Below are 17,534 nucleotides of genomic sequence, written 5' to 3'. Positions count from 1 at the left end.
TCCTACGCCGACGGATCGGCGCCCCCCTGCTTCAGTACGCCCCTTGTCCGTGGAGCACGGCCCGCAATGTCTTCCACAAGATCACCGTGTCCAGGGCGAGCGACCAGTCCTCGACGTAGCGCAGGTCGAGGCGGACCGCCTCCTCCCACGGCAGGTCGCTGCGCCCGCTGATCTGCCACAGGCCGGTCAACCCGGGCTTGACCAGCAGCCGCCGCCGGATGTCCGGGCCGTACGCCGCGGACTCCTCCGGCAGCGGGGGCCGCGGGCCGACGAGCGACATCGATCCGGTCAACACGTTGAACAGCTGCGGGAGTTCGTCGAGCGAGTAGCGGCGCAGCACGTGCCCCACGCGTGTCACTCGCGGATCCCGCCGGAGCTTGAACAGCAGCCCCGCACCCTCGTTCCGGTCGGCGAGACCGGCCCGCTTCCCGTGGGCGCCCGTGACCATCGTGCGGAACTTGACGATGGTGAACTCGCGGCCCTCCTTGCCGACCCTGCGCTGCCGGTAGAACACCCCGCCTCTGGTGTCCGCCAGGACGGACAGGGCGACGAGCACCATCAGCGGCGCGAACAGCAGGATCAGGAGCGTCGCACCCAGCCGGTCGAAGATCGCCTTTATCGCCCGACGCCCCCCGGTGAACGCCGGCATGCTGACCCGCAGCAGCGGTATCCCCAGTACCGCGTCCACGTGCAGCCGCGGTCCCGCCACCTCCATCAGTACGGGGGCCACGACCATTTCGGCCTCGCTGCCCTCGAGATTCCAGGCGAGGCGTTGCAGCCGGTCCGGCGTCCAGTGCGGATCGGGGGTGACCGCGACGACCCGGTAGCCGTCGCGCGTGACATGGCTCGCGACGTCCGTCAGCGGGCCGACGACCGGCACTCCGTCCAGATGGCCCCCTTCGAGGCCGTGTCCGTCCGCCGTGCAGACCGCCTCGACCTGCCAGCCGATGTGCGGGAACTTGCGGGTTCTGCTGATCAGGTCGCGCACGGTGGCCGGGCTCCCCGCGGCCAGTACCGGACGCAGACAGCGTCCTTCCTTGCGCTGTCTGTGCAGCCACAGGCGCAGCAGATAGCGCGCGGTCATGGTGACGAGCGCGATCGCGGGGATCGCGACGAATATCCAGAGCTTGATGTTGCGTGAGGTGAGGGCGATCCCGCCGAGCGCGAGGACGACCGTCGCCGCGAACAGCGAGCGTCCAAGCCGGCGGAATTCCTCGGCGCCCTGACCGAGCACGGCCGGGGCCCACGAACGGCTCAGCGCCAGCGCTCCCAGCACCAGTAACTCGGTGCCGAAGGCGAGGATCTTCCACTTCTCGTGCCAGTTCGCCGCGTCCCGCACCCCGAAGAAGCCGCCGAAAGCGGCCACGACGACGGCCGTGGCCACCGTATCGCTGATGATCACGATGCGCTGGTAGCGCTGCTCCCAGTCGCTCGCGGGCCTACGAAGCGCCCCGTTCGCCGGATGTCCGCCGACCGTCGGGAAGGGGCCGCCCCGTTCACCTTGTTGTACAGCCCCGTCCGAGTCGCCAGCGGGTTCGACGTGCTCACCCAACACGGATAATCCCCCCTAGGGAGGCCGCCGCCCCCCGTGCTGTTTCCCCTCCCCGGGAGGCCCCCCGCCCCCCGTACCGCACTGCTCCTCCCCCTCGGGAGGCCCCCGCCTCCCGTGCATGACGTGCCGGTTGATTCGGCGCCGCGCGAGCAATCCGCTCAGTCGGTTGCGGACTTGACCCGCTGGCCGGGATCCGAAGGTCGATGCGCTTCGGCTTCCCTCGACACCTCGGACGCTCCCCGCGTCCCAGGTCCCCTGTCGGGCATCACGAAACGATCACCCCCCGTTCGATTTCGGTGTGGCCGCGGTCGGTCGCGTGCCACACCGGCCCCCAATAGATCGCCTTTTGTCGCCTAGTGTCCCGGCATGTGAAGCACGGTCAATCTAGACCATTGAGCCCGCTCATAGAGAGTGATGTGTGGAATTTGTGGTCAAGGTTTGAAGTTGCCTACACGATCAGCCAATTACGGCGCGACGCCGCCCCCGCACACCGGAACGGCGCCCGGACATGCCGACGCCCGCCCCAATTCACGTACTGGGGCGGGCGTCAGAGGGGTCGTCACATCTGGGGCGCCTTCTCGATGAAGGTGTCCAGCACTCCGTCGGCCACCTTGATCGGGCCCTGCGGACGGGTGGTGCCGGGGATGGTGGTGAGGGCGGAGGCCTGCTTGGCCAGGTCCGCCGCCTTCGCGAAGTCCGCTTCCCCGCTACCGGAGTTGAGCTGGGCACTCAGTCCGTCCAGGGTGGCGTTCAGGGCGCCGCCCCACAGGTCGAGGGCGTCGAGCCACGGCTTCGTCTGCGCCAGGAAGGCCTGGTCCCGCATTCCGGCGCGAATCCGCTCCGGCGCCCCGGCGAGCACGTCCGCGTAGCCCGAAAGCTTGCGCAGCGCGGCCCGCCGCTCGGCGCTCGATCCGCCGTCCCACGCCGTGCGGAACTCCGCGATCCGCGAGGCGAGTTCGGGTGCCTGCGGCTGCCAGTTCGTGTCGCCGAAGGTCGGTGCGAGGTGCTGGGTGTCGAAGAAGGCGAGCAGGGCCCGCGCCGTCTCCCGGTCGCCGCCCGCCAGGTAGTCGGCGGAGGCGCGCCAGGTGCGGTCGGCGTCGTAGTCCTCGTCGTTCCAGGCGAACGACGCGCCGCCGAAGAGCGCGACCTTGCTCGGCGCCGCCTGGTTCATCGGGTTGAGCACGATGCCGCTCAACTCCTTGTGCAGACCGGCCTCCCGCTTGTCGTACGGGGCCATCAGGAGACGTCCCGTGGTCTGCCCGTAGTCGTTGACCGGATAGTTGTCCCAGAGGAACACCTTGCGTCCCCACACCGTGGACGCGGCCTTGGCGTCCGCGAGACTGATCGCGGGCGGCACGACATCGGTGCCGGTCCACTGGACGACGACCTTCGGGTCCAACTGCTCGCGCAGCACCGACTTGTACGCCGAGTCCGCCGTGTCGGAGTACTCGGTGGGCACGAACTGGAGCGGCTTGGCGCCCTCGTGGGTGTCGATGAACTCCTGCTGCACCGCGTTGAGCAGATCGGCCTGCGCCTGCCCCGCGGCGGCCCGGCCCGGCGCCCCGTACTTCGCCTGGTCGGCGTCGCAGTTCCACTTGGTGTAGCTGATGTCGTCGAGCGCCACGTAGAAGCTGCGCGCGCCCTGGTCGTACAGCGAACCCAGCTTGTCCTTCAGAGCCTTCACGTCGTCGGGGTCGCTGTAACAGACGGACAGGCCCGGGGAGAGCGCGTACGTGAAGTCCACATGGTGGCTGGCGGCCTGCTCGATCAACTCGCGCAGATCGGCGAGCTTGTCCGCGGGATACGGGGTCCGCCACTTCTCCCGCAGGTACGTGTCGTCCTTCGGCGTGTAGATGTACGTGTTCGCCTTGACGTCGCCGTAGAACGCGAGTTGGTCGACGCGGTCGCTGTGCGACCAGGGCGCACCGTAGAAGCCCTCGATGCTGCCGCGCAGCGGCATGCTCGGGTAGTCGTTGATCGAGACGGCCGCGATGCTGTGTGCTCCGGTCACCAGCTGGCGCAGCGTCTGGGCGGCGTAGTAGACACCGTCGCCGTCGTTGCCCGCGAGGACAACGATGTCAGAACCGGCGTCGCCGCGGGACGCGAGGGAGTAGCCCTCCGGTTTCAGGGTGTCGGGCACGGAGCCGCCCGCCGCCTTGAGTGCGGCGGCCACCCCGGCGCCCTTGATGGAACCGGCCACAACGGTCAACACACCGCGCGGCGCCGCCTTCTTGGCCGCGTCAGCTGCCTTGACGGTGTCGACGGAACGGGCGCCGGCCGCGGCCAGGGCTCGCTTGATGACCTTGATGCTCGACGCGTCGACGCCGTCACCGAGGACGAGCCGCACCCGGCTGGGCACCCGCAGATCGGCGCCCGCCGATCTCATGTCCTGCGGGGTGGGCGTGACGACGGGCAACTTCGCCGCCGGGCCGGCGCCGACCGCCCCCGGCGCACCGTCGAACGCCTGGGCGGGCGCGGCGACCGCACCCAGGGTCAGCAGGAGCGCGGCACCGGCGAGCACGGGGCGGGAAACACGGGGACGACGGGGCGAATGATGCTCAGACATGCGGGACACAGCACCTCCACGGAAGCGGACCCTCACCTTCGGACGAGGGAGCGTGGTCTAAACCACCACCCATCCAGGGCGGTGTCAAGATCCCGCGTCCGAGAAGGAGTTGGCCGTCAGGGTTCCTCGGGCCCGTCCTCGTCCACCTCGAACCACACCGTTTTCCCCTCCGGCTCCGGGCGGAGGTTCCAGCGGTGGGCCAGGAGATCGAGGAGGACGAGGCCGCGGCCCGAGGAGGAGAGCTCGCCGGGGGCGCGACGGGCGGGCACCTCGTCGCTGCGGTCGGAGACCTCCACGCGCAGCCGGCGGTGGCCCTCGGCGCCGCTGATGTCGGCGCGCAGGACGGCGGCGTGCTCGGTGTGGATCAGTACGTTGCCGAGGAGTTCGGAGACGAGCAGGAGAACGGTGTCGACCTGTTCGGGGCGGGCCCAGTCGTGGAGCAGGCCCTGGAATTCGATACGCGCGTCGGCGAGGCCCTGGGCCTGGTCCTGTTCGAGGGTGAACCGCAGGGTGCGTCCGGGCCGGTCCGCGTGGTTGCCGAGGGGATCGCGACGCAGGAGCAGCAGGGCGATGTCGTCCTCGGTGAAGGAGGTGACGGGACGGTCGCCGGGCTGCGTGGTCTGCGGGGCCACGACCGCGTTCAGGAGCCGGTCGGCCATGCCGTCGATGTCGTCGGGGCCGCCGGGCGTCAGGGCGCCGCGCACCCGGAGCCAGCCGGAGTACATGTCGTGGCCGCCGGACTCGATCAGGCCGTCCGTGCAGAGCATGAGGATCTCGTTCTCACGCAGTGTGACGACGCTGACCGGGTAGTCGTCCTCGCCGAGGTCGAGCCCCAGGGGCAGACCGCCGCGCACGTGCTTGAGCAGGCAGGTGCCGTCCGGCAGCCGCAGGACCGGATGCGGGTGCCCGGCGCGGGCGATGCGCAGCGTGCCGCTCCCGGGGTCGGCCTCCAGGTAGACGCAGGTGGCGAAGCGGTCCTCCTTGAGCGACGCCAGGAAGCGGGAGGCGCGTACGAGGACGGCGTCGGGGCCGTGGCCCTCGGCCGCGTAGGCGTGGATGGCGGTGCGCAGTTGCGACATCAGCCCGGCGGCGTGCACATCGTGGCCCTGGACGTCGCCGATCACCAACCCGAGGCGCCCGTTCGGCAGGGTGATGCTGTCGAACCAGTCACCGCCGACCATCAGCCCGCCGCCGGTGGGTACGTAACGGGCGGTGACGGTGAGCCCCTCGGGGCCGGGGCCGATGCGGCCCATGCTGCTGCGCAGGCCCTCGGAGAGGGTGCGGTCCGCCTGGCCGTCGTAGGTCTGCTCGATGCACTGGCCGAGGAGGCGGGCGAGGGTGACCAGGAAGGCGCCGATGCCCTCCGCCATGTCCACCGGGGCGTCGAAGGCGGCCATCCACACGCCGGTGAGCTGTCCGTACGTGGTGAGCGGCAGGAACGCCCACGTCTGGTACCGGGCCGGCTCCGCGTACCCACTGGCGGAGGGGAACCGCTCCCGGTAGTCCTGCGGCGAGGTCAACACCACGGGCCGCCCGGTTCTCGCCACCTGCGCGGCGGGGTGGGCGGTGCGCAGCGGCAACCGAAACGCTTCGGCCTCGCCGTCGCTCAAGCCCAACTGGCCTACGCAGTGCAGTACTTCGCGGTCCGCCCGGAAGACCGCCTGGCCGCGGAGCGGGAGGTCGGCGTCGGCCAGCCGGGAGATCAGGGTGAGGGCCTCCCCCAGCGATGTGACGCGGGCCAGCGCGTGTCCGCCGAGGAGCAGGGCGGCGTCTCGGCGGCTCGCGCCCGTACGCCGCGCGGGCCGGTCCGAGCCCGCGCCCGGCCCTCCGGAGGCCGGGCCCGCCAGCCGGTTGAGCACGTCGACCTGGCGAACCTCGGCGTCGTACGCCTCGGGGCTCTCGTGGTCCTCGTGCCCCTCGGGCTCCTCTTCGGGGAATCCGTGCTCGCGCCCGCCACCCACCTGCGGCACTCCCCTCGGCTCGACGCACTCCGGTTTCCCTCCATCGTCCGACGATCGGCCGTGCCGCGCCCGCTCTCGCACGCCATGCGGGCGACCACGCCGGGCGTCCGACCGGGGCGGAGCCCGGCCGGACGCCCGGACGCCGCGTTGTCACCAGGAGGACTTGGTGACCCCCGGCAGGTGCCCCGCGTGCGCTTCTTCCCGCAGTCGCACGCGGGAGAGGCCGAACTTGCGCAGGTGCCCGCGCGGCCTGCCGTCCACGCTGTCGCGGTTGCGGACCCGCGTCGCACTGGCGTCGCGCGGCTGGCGGCGCAGCTCCGCCAGGGCCGCGGAGCGTTCCGCCTCCGGAGTGTCGGGGCGGCGGACGATCTCCTTCAGCGCCGCGCGCCGGGCGGCGTACCGCTCGACGACCGTCTTGCGCTTCTCGTTCTTCACGATCTTGCTCTTCTTCGCCATCAGACCTTCTCCCCTCGCGCGCGGATCCGCGCGACCGCGGCCTCGACGCCGATGACGTCGACCGTCTTGATCCCCCTGGCACTCAGGGTCAGGCGCACGTTGCGGCCCTCGCTGGGCAGCCAGTAGCGCTTGCTCTGGATGTTCGGGTCGAAGCGACGCGAGGTGCGTCGGTGCGAGTGGGAGATGCGGTTGCCGAAGCGCGGTGCGGCGCCTGTCAGTTGGCAGTGGGCGGACATGCGGTCCCTATCTGTCGTCCTGTGTCGTACGTGACCATGGCCCCGTTATTGAACATGGAAACCATTGCCATATACTAGCGGCATGGCACGCAACGAACTGCGCCCGATCGTCAGACTCCGCTCCACGGCAGGCACGGGCCACACCTACGTCACCCGCAAGAACCGCAGGAACAACCCGGACCGCCTGGTCCTGCGCAAGTACGACCCCGTGGCCCGCCGCCACGTCGACTTCCGCGAAGAACGCTGAGCCGCGCGCGAATCACCCGACCCACCCGAACCATCTGGAGTCCGCCATGAAGTCCGGCATCCACCCGGCGTACCGGCCCGTCGTCTTCCGCGACAAGGCCGCCGGATTCGCCTTCCTGACCCGTTCCACGCTCTCCACCGACCGCACCGTCGAGTGGGAGGACGGCCGCACCTATCCCGTGTACGACGTCGAGGTCTCCTCGGCGAGCCACCCCTTCTACACCGGCACCGCCCGCGTCATGGACACCGCGGGACGGGTCGAGCGCTTCGAACGTCGCTTCGGCCGCCAAGGGGCCCGGTGATGGGCGGCCGCGACCGGCTGCCCGTCGTGATCGTCGGCGGCCTGCACAGCGAGGCGCGCCGGGAGGTGGTGCGGGGCCTACTCGACGCGGTGCCGGCCGGCGTGGCCCTGCACCACGATCTCGGCACCGCCCCGTCGGGCACCGTGACCCGCACGATCCGGGACGCGACAGGTGAACTCGCCTGTGGTGAGGCCCCGTTGGTCAACGACTGCGCCTGCTGCGCCCTGCGCGAGGACCTCGTGCCGGAGCTCGAACGCCTCGCGGACGACGGGCTGACCCGCCTCGCCGTCGTGGAGCTGTGGGACTCCGTCGAACCGCAGGCCATGGCGGACGTCATCGCCGCGCACGGTGCGCCCGCGCTGCAACTGACCGGTGTCGTCACGGCCGTCGACCCCGCGCTCGTCCTCCCCTACCTCGGCAACGGGGACGACCTCGCCGAGGCCGGACTCGCGGCGGCCGCCAGTGATCAGCGTACGGTCGCGGACACCTGGGCACGGCAGCTGGAGTACGCCTCCGTGGTCGCCGTCACCGAGAGCCCGGAGGCCGACGAGGAGGACCGGGCCCTGCTCGCACAGCTGCACCCGACGGGGCGGCAGGTGCCGGCCCGGTCGACCGAACTGGCCCGGCTCGCCCTGGCCGGGTTCGACGTCGAGGCGGCGCGCAGCGCCCAGCACCCGGCCAGCGCCCGGCTGCCGCAGGAGGCGGAGGAGGCCGGGGTCGGCACCCTCGTGTGGCACCGGCACCGGCCGTTCCATCCGCAGCGGCTGTTCGACGCCCTGGAGGACCTGTGCTGCGCGGCGGCGCGCAGCCGGGGGCGCTTCTGGCTCGCCGACCGGCCCGACACCCTGCTGTCCTGGGACGCGGCGGGCGGCGCGCTGGGCGTCGACGACTGCGGGCCCTGGCTGCACTCACTGCCCGACGCCGCCTGGGAGTTGATGCCGCCCGAGCGGCGCGCCGCGGCGGCCATGGACTGGCACCCGGAGCACGGCGACCGCTGCCAGCACCTCGTGTTCACCTCCCCCGCCCTCGACCGCGACGGCCTGACCGCGCTCCTCGACTCCTGCCTGCTCACCGACGCCGAGTACGGCGCGGGCCCGGCCGGCTGGAGCCGGCTCCCCGCCGCCTTCGACCCGCTCCTCGACCCCGCACGCTGACCCACCGAAAGGAACCGGCACCGACATGCCCCGTCCCCGCATCCCACGCAAGCCCGCCAAGCCGCGCCCGAACCCGCTCGACGCGGCCGGCATCACCTACGTCGACTACAAGGACACCGATCTGCTGCGCCAGTTCATCTCCGACCGCGGCAAGATCCGCAGCCGCCGCGTCACCCGCCTCACGGTCCGCCAGCACCGCCAGGTGACGTCCGCCGTCAAGAACGCCCGGGAGATGGCGCTGCTGCCGTACGGGAACAGGTGATCGGGGCGGCCGCGGCGCCGCTCAGCCCTCGGGCGCGGCCAGCCACGCCAGCGCCGCCGCGGTGAGCGCGCGGACCCCCGTGTCGAGAGTGGGCTGCAGGACCGGCGCGAAGTACGGGCTGTGGTTCACCGGGATGTCCGAGGTGAGGCTGCCCGCCGCGACCGCCTTCTCGTACGCCGCCGGGTCCGTGCCCCCGATCCCCCAGTACGTGAACGGCACACCGAAGGCCTCGGGGATGCGGCTCATGTCCTCGCTCGCCGACTGGCGGTCGATGGTGTGGGCCCGCGCGCCGAAGTGCTCGGTGAAGGCGTCGGCGACGGTACGGGTCGGGGCCTCGTCGTTGACGGTGGCCGGAAAGGCGGCGAGCGTCTCGAACTCCGGGTCGCGCGTCGCACCGGAAGCGGTGGCCTCGGCCCGCACGATGCGCTCGACGGCGGCGCGGACCTCGGCCCGGGTGTCCTCGTCGTAGGTACGGACGTTGAGCTGAAGCTCGGCACGGTCGGGGATGACGTTCGGTCCCGTACCGGCCGTGATGCTGCCGACGGTGAGCACGGCGGGGGTCGCAGCGGCGAGCTCGCGGGAGACCACGGTCTGCAGCCTGACAACCACCATGGCGGCCATCACCACGGGATCGATGGCGTGCTGCGGCATGGAGCCGTGGGCCCCGCGCCCGTACAGCGTGACCTTCGTGCTGTCGGCCGCGGAGAGGAAGGAGCCGGATCTGGTGCCGACGCCGCCTGCCGGGTACGGCAGGACGTGCTGGGCGAGGACGACGTCGGGGCGGGGCGAGCGCTCGACCAGGCCGTCGGCGACCATCGCGTCGGCGCCAGAACCGTTCTCCTCGTCGGGCTGGAAGAGCACGACCAGGGTGCCACGCCAGGCCTCGGGCGCCCGGGCCATCAGCCGGGCGAAGCCGAGCATCGAGGCGACGTGCACGTCGTGGCCGCAGGCGTGCATGACGGGGACCGCGGTGCCGTCGGCGGTCTGCCCGGTGGCGGTCGAGGCGTAGGGCAGGCCCGTCGCCTCGGCCACCGGCAGGGCGTCCAGGTCGGCGCGGAGCATCACGGTGGGGCCGTCGCCGCCGCGCCGCACGCCGATCAGGCCGGTGCCGCCGATGCCCTCGGTCACCTCGTAACCGTCGGCGCGCAGGGCCTCGGCGACCTTGGCTGCCGTGCGGTGCTCCTGGAAACCCAGTTCGGGGTGGGCGTGGAGGTCCTTGTAGGCACCCTCCACCCAGGGGCGGATCTCGTCAAGTCCCTTGAGGACGGTGTCTGTTGCGCGGGTCACGAAGAGGTCCCTTCGACGGCGGCGTCCTCCCCAGTAGAACCCGCGCGGGGCGCCGCCGCTCCTGGACTACTCCTTGTAGTCGGGCGCGACCCTCTCCACGAGCCGCAGCAGGGCGCCCCAGGCCAGGTCGTACGCGATGTCGTCCTCGACGTCCGACGACGCCTCGCCCTCGCCGGTGAGCTGTTGCGCGGTGTACTCGCAGACCTGCTCGGAGGGGATGATCAGCTGCCCGCCCGCCTGCGCGGTGACCTGGATCTCGCAGGCCTTCTCCAGGTAGTACATGCGCAGGAACGCCTGCTTGGCGCTCTCGCCGACGGTCAGCAGCCCGTGGTTGCGCAGGATCAGCGCCGGGTGGGTGCCGAGGTCCTCGACGAGGCGCTTCTGCTCGTCGAAGTTGAGGGCGACGCCTTCGTAGTCGTGGTAGCCGACGCGGTGGTGGAACTCCATCGACATCTGGTTGACGGGGAGCAGCCCGCCCTGCTGCGCGGCGACGGCGCAGCCGGCCTTGGTGTGCGTGTGCAGCACGCAGTGGGCGTCGGTGCGGGCCTTGTGGATCGCGCTGTGGATCATGAAGCCGGCCGGGTTGACGGGGTGCGGGCTCGGCTCGACCGCGTTGCCGTCGAGGTCGATCTTGACCAGGTTCGAGGCGGTTATCTCCTCGAAGAGCAGGCCGTAGGGGTTGATCAGGAAGTGGTTGTCCGGACCCGGGAGGCGCTGCGAGATGTGCGTGAAGATCAGGTCGGTCATGCGGAAGTGCGCGACCAGCCGGTAGACGGCGGCCAGTTCGCGGCGCAGGCGCAGCTCCTCCTGGGCGGCGTCGTCGGCCGTGACAGGGGCGGTGAGGGTGTCGGTCACGCGAGTGCTCCTTGTGTACGAGTGGTGTCGGGCGACGCGGTGGGGTCGACGACGGGGGTGTGCGGGCGCCCGGTCGTCCACCAGGCGATGACGTTGCGCGCGGGTTCGGTGGCATAGGCGCGCAGCGAGGCGTCGGAGAGGAAGGCGCTGTGCGGAGACAGCAGCAGGCGTGGGTGGCTGCGCAGCCGGTCGTCCGCCGCGGGCGGTTCGACGGGGAAGACGTCGAGGGCGGCGCCCGCGAGGTGACCGCTGTCGAGGGCGGCGAGCAGCGCGCCCCGCTCGACGAGGTCACCTCGGGAGACGTTGACGAGGACGCTGCCGGGGCGCATGCGGGCCAGGAGGCCGGCGTCGACCATGCCCCTGGTCTGCGGGTTGGAGGGGATGTGCAGCGACAGGACGTCGGCGCGCTCCACGAGCGTGTCCAGGTCGAGGCGCTCGACGCCCGCGGGCCAGTTGGTGGCGCGCGGGTCGTGCGCGGCGACCTGGCCGAAGAGGGGTGCGGCGAGGCGGGCGAGGGTGCGGGCGATACGGCCCATGCCGACCAGGCCGAGCGTCAACTCGCTTGCGCGGCGCGGTACTTCGCGCAGCTCGCCGCTCCAGCCGCCGGAGCGGACGACGGCGTCGGCCTGCGGCAGTCGGCGGGTGAGCGCGAGCGTCTGGGCGAGGGCGTGCACGGCGACGTCCTCGGTGGCGCCACCCGGCAGGTTCGCCACCCACAGGCCGCGTCGCCGCGCCTCCGGGATGTCGACCATGTCGTAGCCCGCGGACATCGTGGCGAGCATCCGCACCGCGGGCAGGCGGTCGAGCAGGTCCGCGTCCACGCGCGCGTACCCGACGATCAGCGCGTCGGCGTCGTGCGCGACGGCGGCGATCGCCTCCGGGTCCCGGCTGCCGGCGATCCGCACCTCCCAGCCGGCGTCGACGAGGAGACGGACGCCCGGTGCGGGGTCCAGTTCCTCGGTGTCGGTGATCACGACGACGGGTCGCGGCACACCATCCTCCAGGGCCATCAGAATTGATTCGATCGACTTACGGGAACGAAACCTACGTTTCGACTGCCATAATTGTCCAGACCGAACGAGACGGTCGCCCACCCGGTGACCGACAATGAGCGGGCGCGGTCGGTCCACGGCCGGGCCGAAGCCGAACCGCCGAGGGGAACAGCACGTGGATCTCGACGAGACCGACCTGGGCATCGTGCGCGAGCTGCAGAGCGACGGTCGCCTCACGTACGAGACCCTCGCCCAACGCGTGGGCCTGTCCCGGCCCGCGGCGCGGATGCGCGTGCAGCGGCTCCAGGAGTCGGGCGCCGCACGGGTCGTGGCGATCGTGCATCCGGCGGTGCGCGAGCTGACGGCCTTCGCGCATCTGGCGATCGACACCGAAGGGCCGGCCGGCCCGGCGGCCCGCGCGATCGCCGCGCTGCCCGAGGCGCCGTTCGTGACGCTGACCAGCGGGCGGCGCGCCATCATGACGGAGGTGCGCACCGCGGGCTTTGGCGCGCTCGACCGGACCGTCGAGCGGATCCGGGCGCTGCCGGGCGTACGCGCGGTGGACGCGCTCGTCGCGACCCGGCACGTGAAGGACCCCTACCTCCTCACGCGGGAGCCGACCGTGAGTGCGCTCGACGCGGTGGACGAGCGGATCCTCGCCGAGCTGGAGGACGACGGCCGCCTGGCCTTCGCGGAACTCGCCGCGCGCGTCGGCCTGTCGGCGGGTGCGACCCGCGCGCGCACCCTGCGCCTGCTGGAGGGCGGCGTCGCCAAGGTGGTGGCCCTGGTCCGCCCCGACGTGCTCGGGATGGGCTACCTGTGCGGATTCAGCCTGCGGGTCGACGGGGCGGCCGGGGACGTCGCCGAACAGCTCGCCGCGTTCGACCGCGTGACGTTCCTGTCGACGTGCCTGGGCGGCGCCGAACTGGTCGGCACGATCACCGCCGAGTCGTTCGTGGCGGTGCGCACCACACTCGAGGAGATGCGCGCGCTGCCCGCCGTACGGGAGGTGGAGAGCTGGCTCCACCTCGAACTGATCAAGGAGCGCTACGACCTGGGCCCGCGCACGGACTGACCCGAACGACAGGCCCTAGGTGTTCTGCCTTGGGAGGTTGTGGACGGTGATGTAGGTCTCGGCTGGGGATCTTGAACGAGTGAGGGCCTTCCGGGTTCGGTGTGGATTGCGACGTCTACACCGACCGAAAGGCCCTCGTGTCCCACCGTAATGCACCCCTGACCGAGACCGGACGACTGCGTCTGGCCCGCTGCGTCGTCGAGGACGGGTGGCCCCTGCGCCGGGCCGCCGAGCGCTTCCAGGTCTCGCCGACCACGGCCCAGCAGTGGGCCACCCGCTACCGCGCACTCGGCGAGGCGGGCATGTCGGACCGCTCCTCACGCCCGCACCACAGCCCGCGCCGCACGGCGACCCGCACCGAGCGCCGGATCGTCAAGGTCCGCGTCCTGCGCCGCTGGGGACCGGCCCGCATCGCCTACCTCCTCGGACTGAACCCGGCCACCGTCCACCGCGTCCTTACCCGCTACCAGCTGGCCCGGCTCACCCATCTGGACCGGGCCACCGGGCGCGTCATCCGCCGCTACGAACGCGAGAAGCCCGGCGAGCCGGTGCACGTGGACATCAAGAAACTCGGCAACATTCCCGACGGCGGCGGTCACCAGAGCCTCGGACGCCAGGCCGGCCGCAAGACCCGCTCCGGTGCCCGGTTACAGCTACCTCCACAACGCCGTCGACGACCACTCCCGGCTCGCCTACAGCGAGATCCTCGCCGACGAGAAGAAGGAGACCGCCGTCGGATTCTGGCGCCGGGCCCACGCCTACTTCACCACCGCCGGGATCACCGTCGAACGCGTTCTGACCGACAACGGCGCCTGCTACAAGTCACACCTGTGGCGCAACTCCCTTGCCGGGCAAGGGGTGTCACACAAGCGCACCCGCCCCTACCGGCCCCAGACCAACGGGAAGGCCGAGCGGTTCAACCGCACCCTGCTGGACGAATGGGCCTACGCGAAGGCGTACCGGACCGAGACCGAGCGACGCGACGCCTACCCACGATGGCTGCACACCTACAATCACCACCGCGGACACACCGCGCTCAAGGGCCAACCACCCGCCAGCCGCGTCCCCAACCTCACGGGTCAGTACACCTAGGGCGTGTATCGGAAGTCCCGCCTGCCACGCGGCGTCTGGCACGCACGCTCGCGGCGTTGCCGAAACGCCCGAATAGCTCCGCTATTAGGGCGCTCCGGCGCCATGCGATCGCACGCACCAGACGCCGCGTGGCCCGCCCTTCGGGCGGACGACGGGACTTTCGATACACGCCCTAGTAGCGCTGCGCCTTCGCCACGCTCGCCTTGAGGTGCGGCTCGGGGGGCTTGGTGCTGATTGCCAGTGGCTGCGCCCTGTCCCCCGACTTCAGGTCCTTGGCGCCGACGACCTTGGTCTCGACCACCTTGCCGTCGGAGTCGCTGAAGTCGACCTGCACCGCGTACGAGGCGGTCTTGTCGGTGGTGTTGGTGATGTGGACGACGACGGCGCGCACGCCCTTCGTTTCCGAGAGGCGCTTGCCGGTCAGCTCGACGTCGCGCACCGCGTTGCCCTGCCCGTCGGCCTTGTCCAGCTGCTTGGTGAACTCCTGCCGCTTGCGCTCCACGTCGGCCGAGACGGACGCCTCGAACTGGCTGGCCCGCGCCGAGGCCGACTTGGCGGCCGCGGACGTGGAGGCCTTGATCGACGCCTTCTTCGACGCCAGCGCCGAGGGCGGCGTACCGGAGAACCTCGACGCGTCCGGTGAGCTGGCGGAGGCGCTGGCACTCGCACCCGTGTCCTCGTCGTTTCCCGAGCCGCATGCCGCGAGCGCCAGCACACCCGCGAGGGCGCAGGCGATCGGCGCGACCGTCGTCCGCCCGCGCATCAGAACCTCAACACCGCGGCGACGCGCCCGGCGTCCGCGAGGGTGTCGTCGGGGACGAACACCACCTCCGCGCCGGTCTCCAGGGCGGATTCGACGACCTCGTCGACGATGTCGTGCACGGCGTCGAGATCGTCATCGGCGGCCGGTTCCAGGTGGCCGTCGCCGGCCCGCACGGTGATCCGGTAGTTCTCCTCGACGACGAGCCGGCGGATCCGCCCGTCCTGGGCCTCCTGCCACACCTCGTCCACGCCCGCCGCGTACTTCTTCTCGCCGCGCGCCTGCTCCAGCTGGTCCAGCGCCTCGGCGACGGCCAGCCGCGCCGCTTCGTCCCGGGCCGGGGCCACCGCCTGCGCGACCTCCTCCGGGGTGCCCTGCGCGAGCCCGCCGACCGCCACCTCGATCGCCCCCTTCGCGGCGCTGCCGACCTCCGTCAGAAGGGTCAGCGCGGCCGACTCCCCGGTGACGTAGAGCGGCCTCGGTTCCTCGCCGAGGACGTCGCTCAGCTCGGTGTCCGCGTCCCGGAAGAACTGCCGGGTCTGCTCGTCCCGGAAGGTGCTGGGCACGTCGCCGATGCGCTCCTTGCGTTCGGCGTCCGGGTCCTCGAGGCTGCGGGTCAGCGGGAAGCCGTGCTCCGTGTTCTCGGTGACGCGGTCGCCGCGGCCGTCCCACAGCGTGATCCGGTCGGCGGCCAGGGCCAGCACCCAGTAGGGGCGCCGCGCGGCGTCGGCGGCGACCAGGTTCCGGGTCAGGAAGGTGTCGGCGACCACGACCCGCTCGGGGACGCCGCGGTCGACGGCCCATGTCTGATGCTCACCGGGCGCCGCGAAGACGATGAGGCCGTCGCGCGCCTGGGCGGGGTCGACCTCCTCGACCGCGGCCCGCAGCTGCGCGACGACATCCTCCTGGCGTTCCTTCGTCACCGCGGGATCCGCCGACAGCTGGCGCTCCGCCTCGCTGACGAGGTTGCCGAGCCGGACCGGGTCCTGACTGTTCTCCGGTCGTCGCCGATGAGTGGGCATCGCCAGGGACACGGCGGGATAGGAGCGCGGCTCGCGCAGCTCCCGAAGGATCACCGGGGTCAATGAGGAATGCATGGGTGCTTGTCCTTCTCCTGAGACGGCTCGCACCATGCTGCCCACAACTCGCACAATCGGCCATTTGGGATGGACATGTTGTGACACTCGAACCGTACGAAAAGGTGCAGTTCTCAACGTATTCGTAGAAAACTGTTCTCCGAGCGTCCCGGCTCCCACGCACCGCGAACCGAAGGGGATGTGATGGAGCAGCAGGCCTCTACGGAGTCCCAGGCCTCCCCACCACCCGCGAAACTCGCCCTGTTCACCCTCACCACCATGGTCATCGGCTCCATGGTCGGCGCCGGGGTGTTCTCCCTGCCGGCGCGCTTCGCCGAGCAGACCGGGGTGGCGGGAGCGCTCATCTCCTGGGCGATCGCCGGTACGGGCATGCTCATGCTCGCCTTCGTCTTCCAGTCCCTCGCCGTACGCAGGCCCGATCTGGACGCGGGCGTCTACGCCTATGCCAAGGCGGGCTTCGGCGAATACGTGGGCTTCTTCTCCGCCTTCGGCTACTGGGCCAGCTCGTGCGTCGGCAACGTGACGTACTGGGTGCTGATCATGTCGACGATCGGCACGATCTGGTCGGGGCTCGGCGAGGGTGACACCGCGCTCGCGGTGATCCTCTCCTCCGTGGGCCTGTGGGCGTTCTTCCTGATGATCCGCCGGGGCGTGAAGGAAGCCGCGGCCATCAACAGGATCGTGACCGTGGCGAAGGTCGTCCCGATCGTCATCTTCGTGATCCTGGCGCTCGTCTTCTTCGATCCCAGCGTCTTCGCCGAGAACTGGGGCGGCGCCGACTACGCGGGATCCTTGTTCAGCCAGGTCAAGGGCACGATGCTGGCCACCGTCTTCGTCTTCCTCGGCGTGGAGGGCGCCAGCGTCTACTCGCGGCATGCCAAGCGCCGCGAGGACGTCGGCAGGGCCACGATCCTCGGCTTCCTCAGCGTCTTCGCGATCTTCGCCTCCGTCGTGATCGTCTCCTACGGGATCATGCCGATGAGCGAGATCGCCGAGCTGCGTCAGCCGTCCATGGCCGGTGTCCTGGAGGACGCGGTCGGCACCTGGGGCAAGGTCTTCATCAGCGTCGGCCTCATCGTGTCCGTGCTCGGCGCCTATTTGGCGTGGACGCTGATGGCCGCCGAGGTGCTGTTCGTCGCCGCGAAGGACGACGACATGCCGCGCTTCCTGCGCCGAGCCAACCCCGCGGACGTGCCGGTGCCCGCCCTGCTGATGACCACGATCCTGACCCAGGTCGTGCTCGTGGTCACCGCGTTCTCCGACGACGCCTTCAACTTCGCGCTCGATCTGACCAGCGCCCTCTCCCTGATCCCGTATCTGCTCGCGGCCGCGTTCGCCGCGAAGATCGGCATGCGAGCCGATCCGCTCACCGCGGGCGGCCGCACCTCGAGCCGTGAACTGACCATCGCGTGGGTGGCCGTGCTCTACACGGCGTTCCTGCTGTACGCGGCGGGGCTGAAGTTCGTCCTCGTCTCGCTGATCTTCTACGCGCCGGCCACCATCCTGTTCGTGATGGCCCGCCGCGAGCAGCGCCGCCGCCTGTTCTCGCCGCGTGAACTCGTCATCCTCGCCGTCTCCGTGATCGGCGCGGTGGTCGGCATCGTCGCCCTGGCCGCCGGCTGGATCAGCCTGTGACCGCCC

Annotated in this window: 16 protein-coding genes and 1 pseudogene; 7 read left to right on the top strand and 10 right to left on the bottom strand. The window is 71.1% G+C overall.

Annotated features, from left to right (window positions below; translation table 11 throughout):
- Positions 1-31: 31 nt before the first annotated feature.
- From ACWD2L_RS05305 to rpmB, 5 genes are all read right to left on the bottom strand, one after another.
- Complete coding sequence (locus tag ACWD2L_RS05305; RefSeq protein ID WP_351331373.1) at positions 32-1,555, bottom strand: sugar transferase; 1,524 nt, start codon at positions 1,553-1,555, stop codon at positions 32-34.
- 556 nt (positions 1,556-2,111) lie between these two features.
- Complete coding sequence (locus ACWD2L_RS05300) at positions 2,112-4,118, bottom strand: beta-N-acetylhexosaminidase family protein (protein WP_351331372.1); 2,007 nt, start codon at positions 4,116-4,118, stop codon at positions 2,112-2,114.
- 116 nt (positions 4,119-4,234) lie between these two features.
- Entirely contained in the window at positions 4,235-6,079 is a 1,845-nt protein-coding gene (locus ACWD2L_RS05295) for a SpoIIE family protein phosphatase (RefSeq protein ID WP_351331371.1), read from the bottom strand.
- A gap of 150 nt (positions 6,080-6,229) precedes the next feature.
- Positions 6,230-6,535: a 30S ribosomal protein S14 gene (gene rpsN / locus ACWD2L_RS05290; RefSeq protein WP_351331370.1), complete on the bottom strand. Its 306-nt coding sequence runs from the start codon at positions 6,533-6,535 to the stop codon at positions 6,230-6,232.
- Positions 6,535-6,771: a 50S ribosomal protein L28 gene (gene rpmB, locus ACWD2L_RS05285; RefSeq protein ID WP_351331369.1), complete on the bottom strand. Its 237-nt coding sequence runs from the start codon at positions 6,769-6,771 to the stop codon at positions 6,535-6,537. The genes rpsN and rpmB overlap by 1 nt, the downstream gene beginning before the upstream one ends.
- An 82-nt stretch (positions 6,772-6,853) precedes the next feature.
- Between rpmB and rpmG the strand changes: the two genes are divergently transcribed.
- The 4 genes from rpmG to rpsR are packed head-to-tail and all read left to right on the top strand — an operon-like array spanning position 6,854 to position 8,735.
- Positions 6,854-7,018, top strand: coding sequence for a 50S ribosomal protein L33 (rpmG, locus tag ACWD2L_RS05280; protein ID WP_351331368.1), 165 nt, complete (start codon positions 6,854-6,856; stop codon positions 7,016-7,018).
- A gap of 46 nt (positions 7,019-7,064) precedes the next feature.
- A complete protein-coding gene (locus ACWD2L_RS05275; RefSeq protein WP_351331367.1) occupies positions 7,065-7,319 on the top strand; it encodes a type B 50S ribosomal protein L31 in 255 nt (84 codons plus the stop codon).
- Positions 7,319-8,473: a CobW family GTP-binding protein gene (locus ACWD2L_RS05270; RefSeq protein WP_351331366.1), complete on the top strand. Its 1,155-nt coding sequence runs from the start codon at positions 7,319-7,321 to the stop codon at positions 8,471-8,473. Before ACWD2L_RS05275 ends, ACWD2L_RS05270 begins: the two co-directional genes overlap by 1 nt.
- A gap of 25 nt (positions 8,474-8,498) precedes the next feature.
- The gene (gene rpsR / locus ACWD2L_RS05265) at positions 8,499-8,735 is read left to right on the top strand and encodes a 30S ribosomal protein S18 (protein ID WP_351331365.1); all 237 of its coding nucleotides are present in this window, start codon (positions 8,499-8,501) and stop codon (positions 8,733-8,735) included.
- Between the two features lie 21 nt (positions 8,736-8,756).
- Here the strand turns inward: rpsR and ACWD2L_RS05260 are convergent, their stop codons facing one another.
- The 3 genes from ACWD2L_RS05260 to ACWD2L_RS05250 form a co-directional block, all read right to left on the bottom strand.
- A complete protein-coding gene (locus tag ACWD2L_RS05260) occupies positions 8,757-10,022 on the bottom strand; it encodes an amidohydrolase (RefSeq protein ID WP_451187239.1) in 1,266 nt (421 codons plus the stop codon).
- 66 nt (positions 10,023-10,088) lie between these two features.
- Complete coding sequence (locus ACWD2L_RS05255) at positions 10,089-10,877, bottom strand: class II aldolase/adducin family protein (protein WP_351331363.1); 789 nt, start codon at positions 10,875-10,877, stop codon at positions 10,089-10,091.
- A complete protein-coding gene (locus ACWD2L_RS05250) occupies positions 10,874-11,887 on the bottom strand; it encodes a C-terminal binding protein (protein WP_351331362.1) in 1,014 nt (337 codons plus the stop codon). The genes ACWD2L_RS05255 and ACWD2L_RS05250 overlap by 4 nt, the downstream gene beginning before the upstream one ends.
- Before the next feature lie 157 nt (positions 11,888-12,044).
- On the opposite strand from ACWD2L_RS05250, the gene ACWD2L_RS05245 reads away from it, so the two are divergent.
- Together ACWD2L_RS05245 and ACWD2L_RS05240 are read left to right on the top strand one after the other, a co-directional pair.
- Positions 12,045-12,944 (top strand): Lrp/AsnC family transcriptional regulator, encoded by a 900-nt coding sequence (locus tag ACWD2L_RS05245; protein ID WP_351331361.1) that lies wholly within the window; start codon positions 12,045-12,047, stop codon positions 12,942-12,944.
- A gap of 137 nt (positions 12,945-13,081) precedes the next feature.
- A pseudogene (locus ACWD2L_RS05240) lies at positions 13,082-14,036 on the top strand (IS481 family transposase).
- A gap of 172 nt (positions 14,037-14,208) precedes the next feature.
- On the opposite strand, the gene ACWD2L_RS05235 reads toward ACWD2L_RS05240, so the two are convergent.
- Together ACWD2L_RS05235 and ACWD2L_RS05230 are read right to left on the bottom strand one after the other, a co-directional pair.
- A complete protein-coding gene (locus tag ACWD2L_RS05235; protein ID WP_351337997.1) occupies positions 14,209-14,799 on the bottom strand; it encodes a hypothetical protein in 591 nt (196 codons plus the stop codon).
- Positions 14,799-15,893 (bottom strand): baeRF3 domain-containing protein, encoded by a 1,095-nt coding sequence (locus tag ACWD2L_RS05230; RefSeq protein WP_351337999.1) that lies wholly within the window; start codon positions 15,891-15,893, stop codon positions 14,799-14,801. The genes ACWD2L_RS05235 and ACWD2L_RS05230 overlap by 1 nt, the downstream gene beginning before the upstream one ends.
- Positions 15,894-16,076: 183 nt before the next feature.
- Here ACWD2L_RS05230 and ACWD2L_RS05225 point away from each other — a divergent pair, with 183 nt between their 5' ends.
- A complete protein-coding gene (locus ACWD2L_RS05225) occupies positions 16,077-17,528 on the top strand; it encodes a basic amino acid/polyamine antiporter (RefSeq protein WP_351338002.1) in 1,452 nt (483 codons plus the stop codon).
- Positions 17,529-17,534: the final 6 nt, after the last annotated feature.

The sequence above is a fragment of the Streptomyces sp. NPDC002754 genome (genome assembly GCF_053592315.1).
Note: the sequence above shows the minus strand (reverse complement) of the source record. Positions and strands in the feature narration are given on the sequence as shown.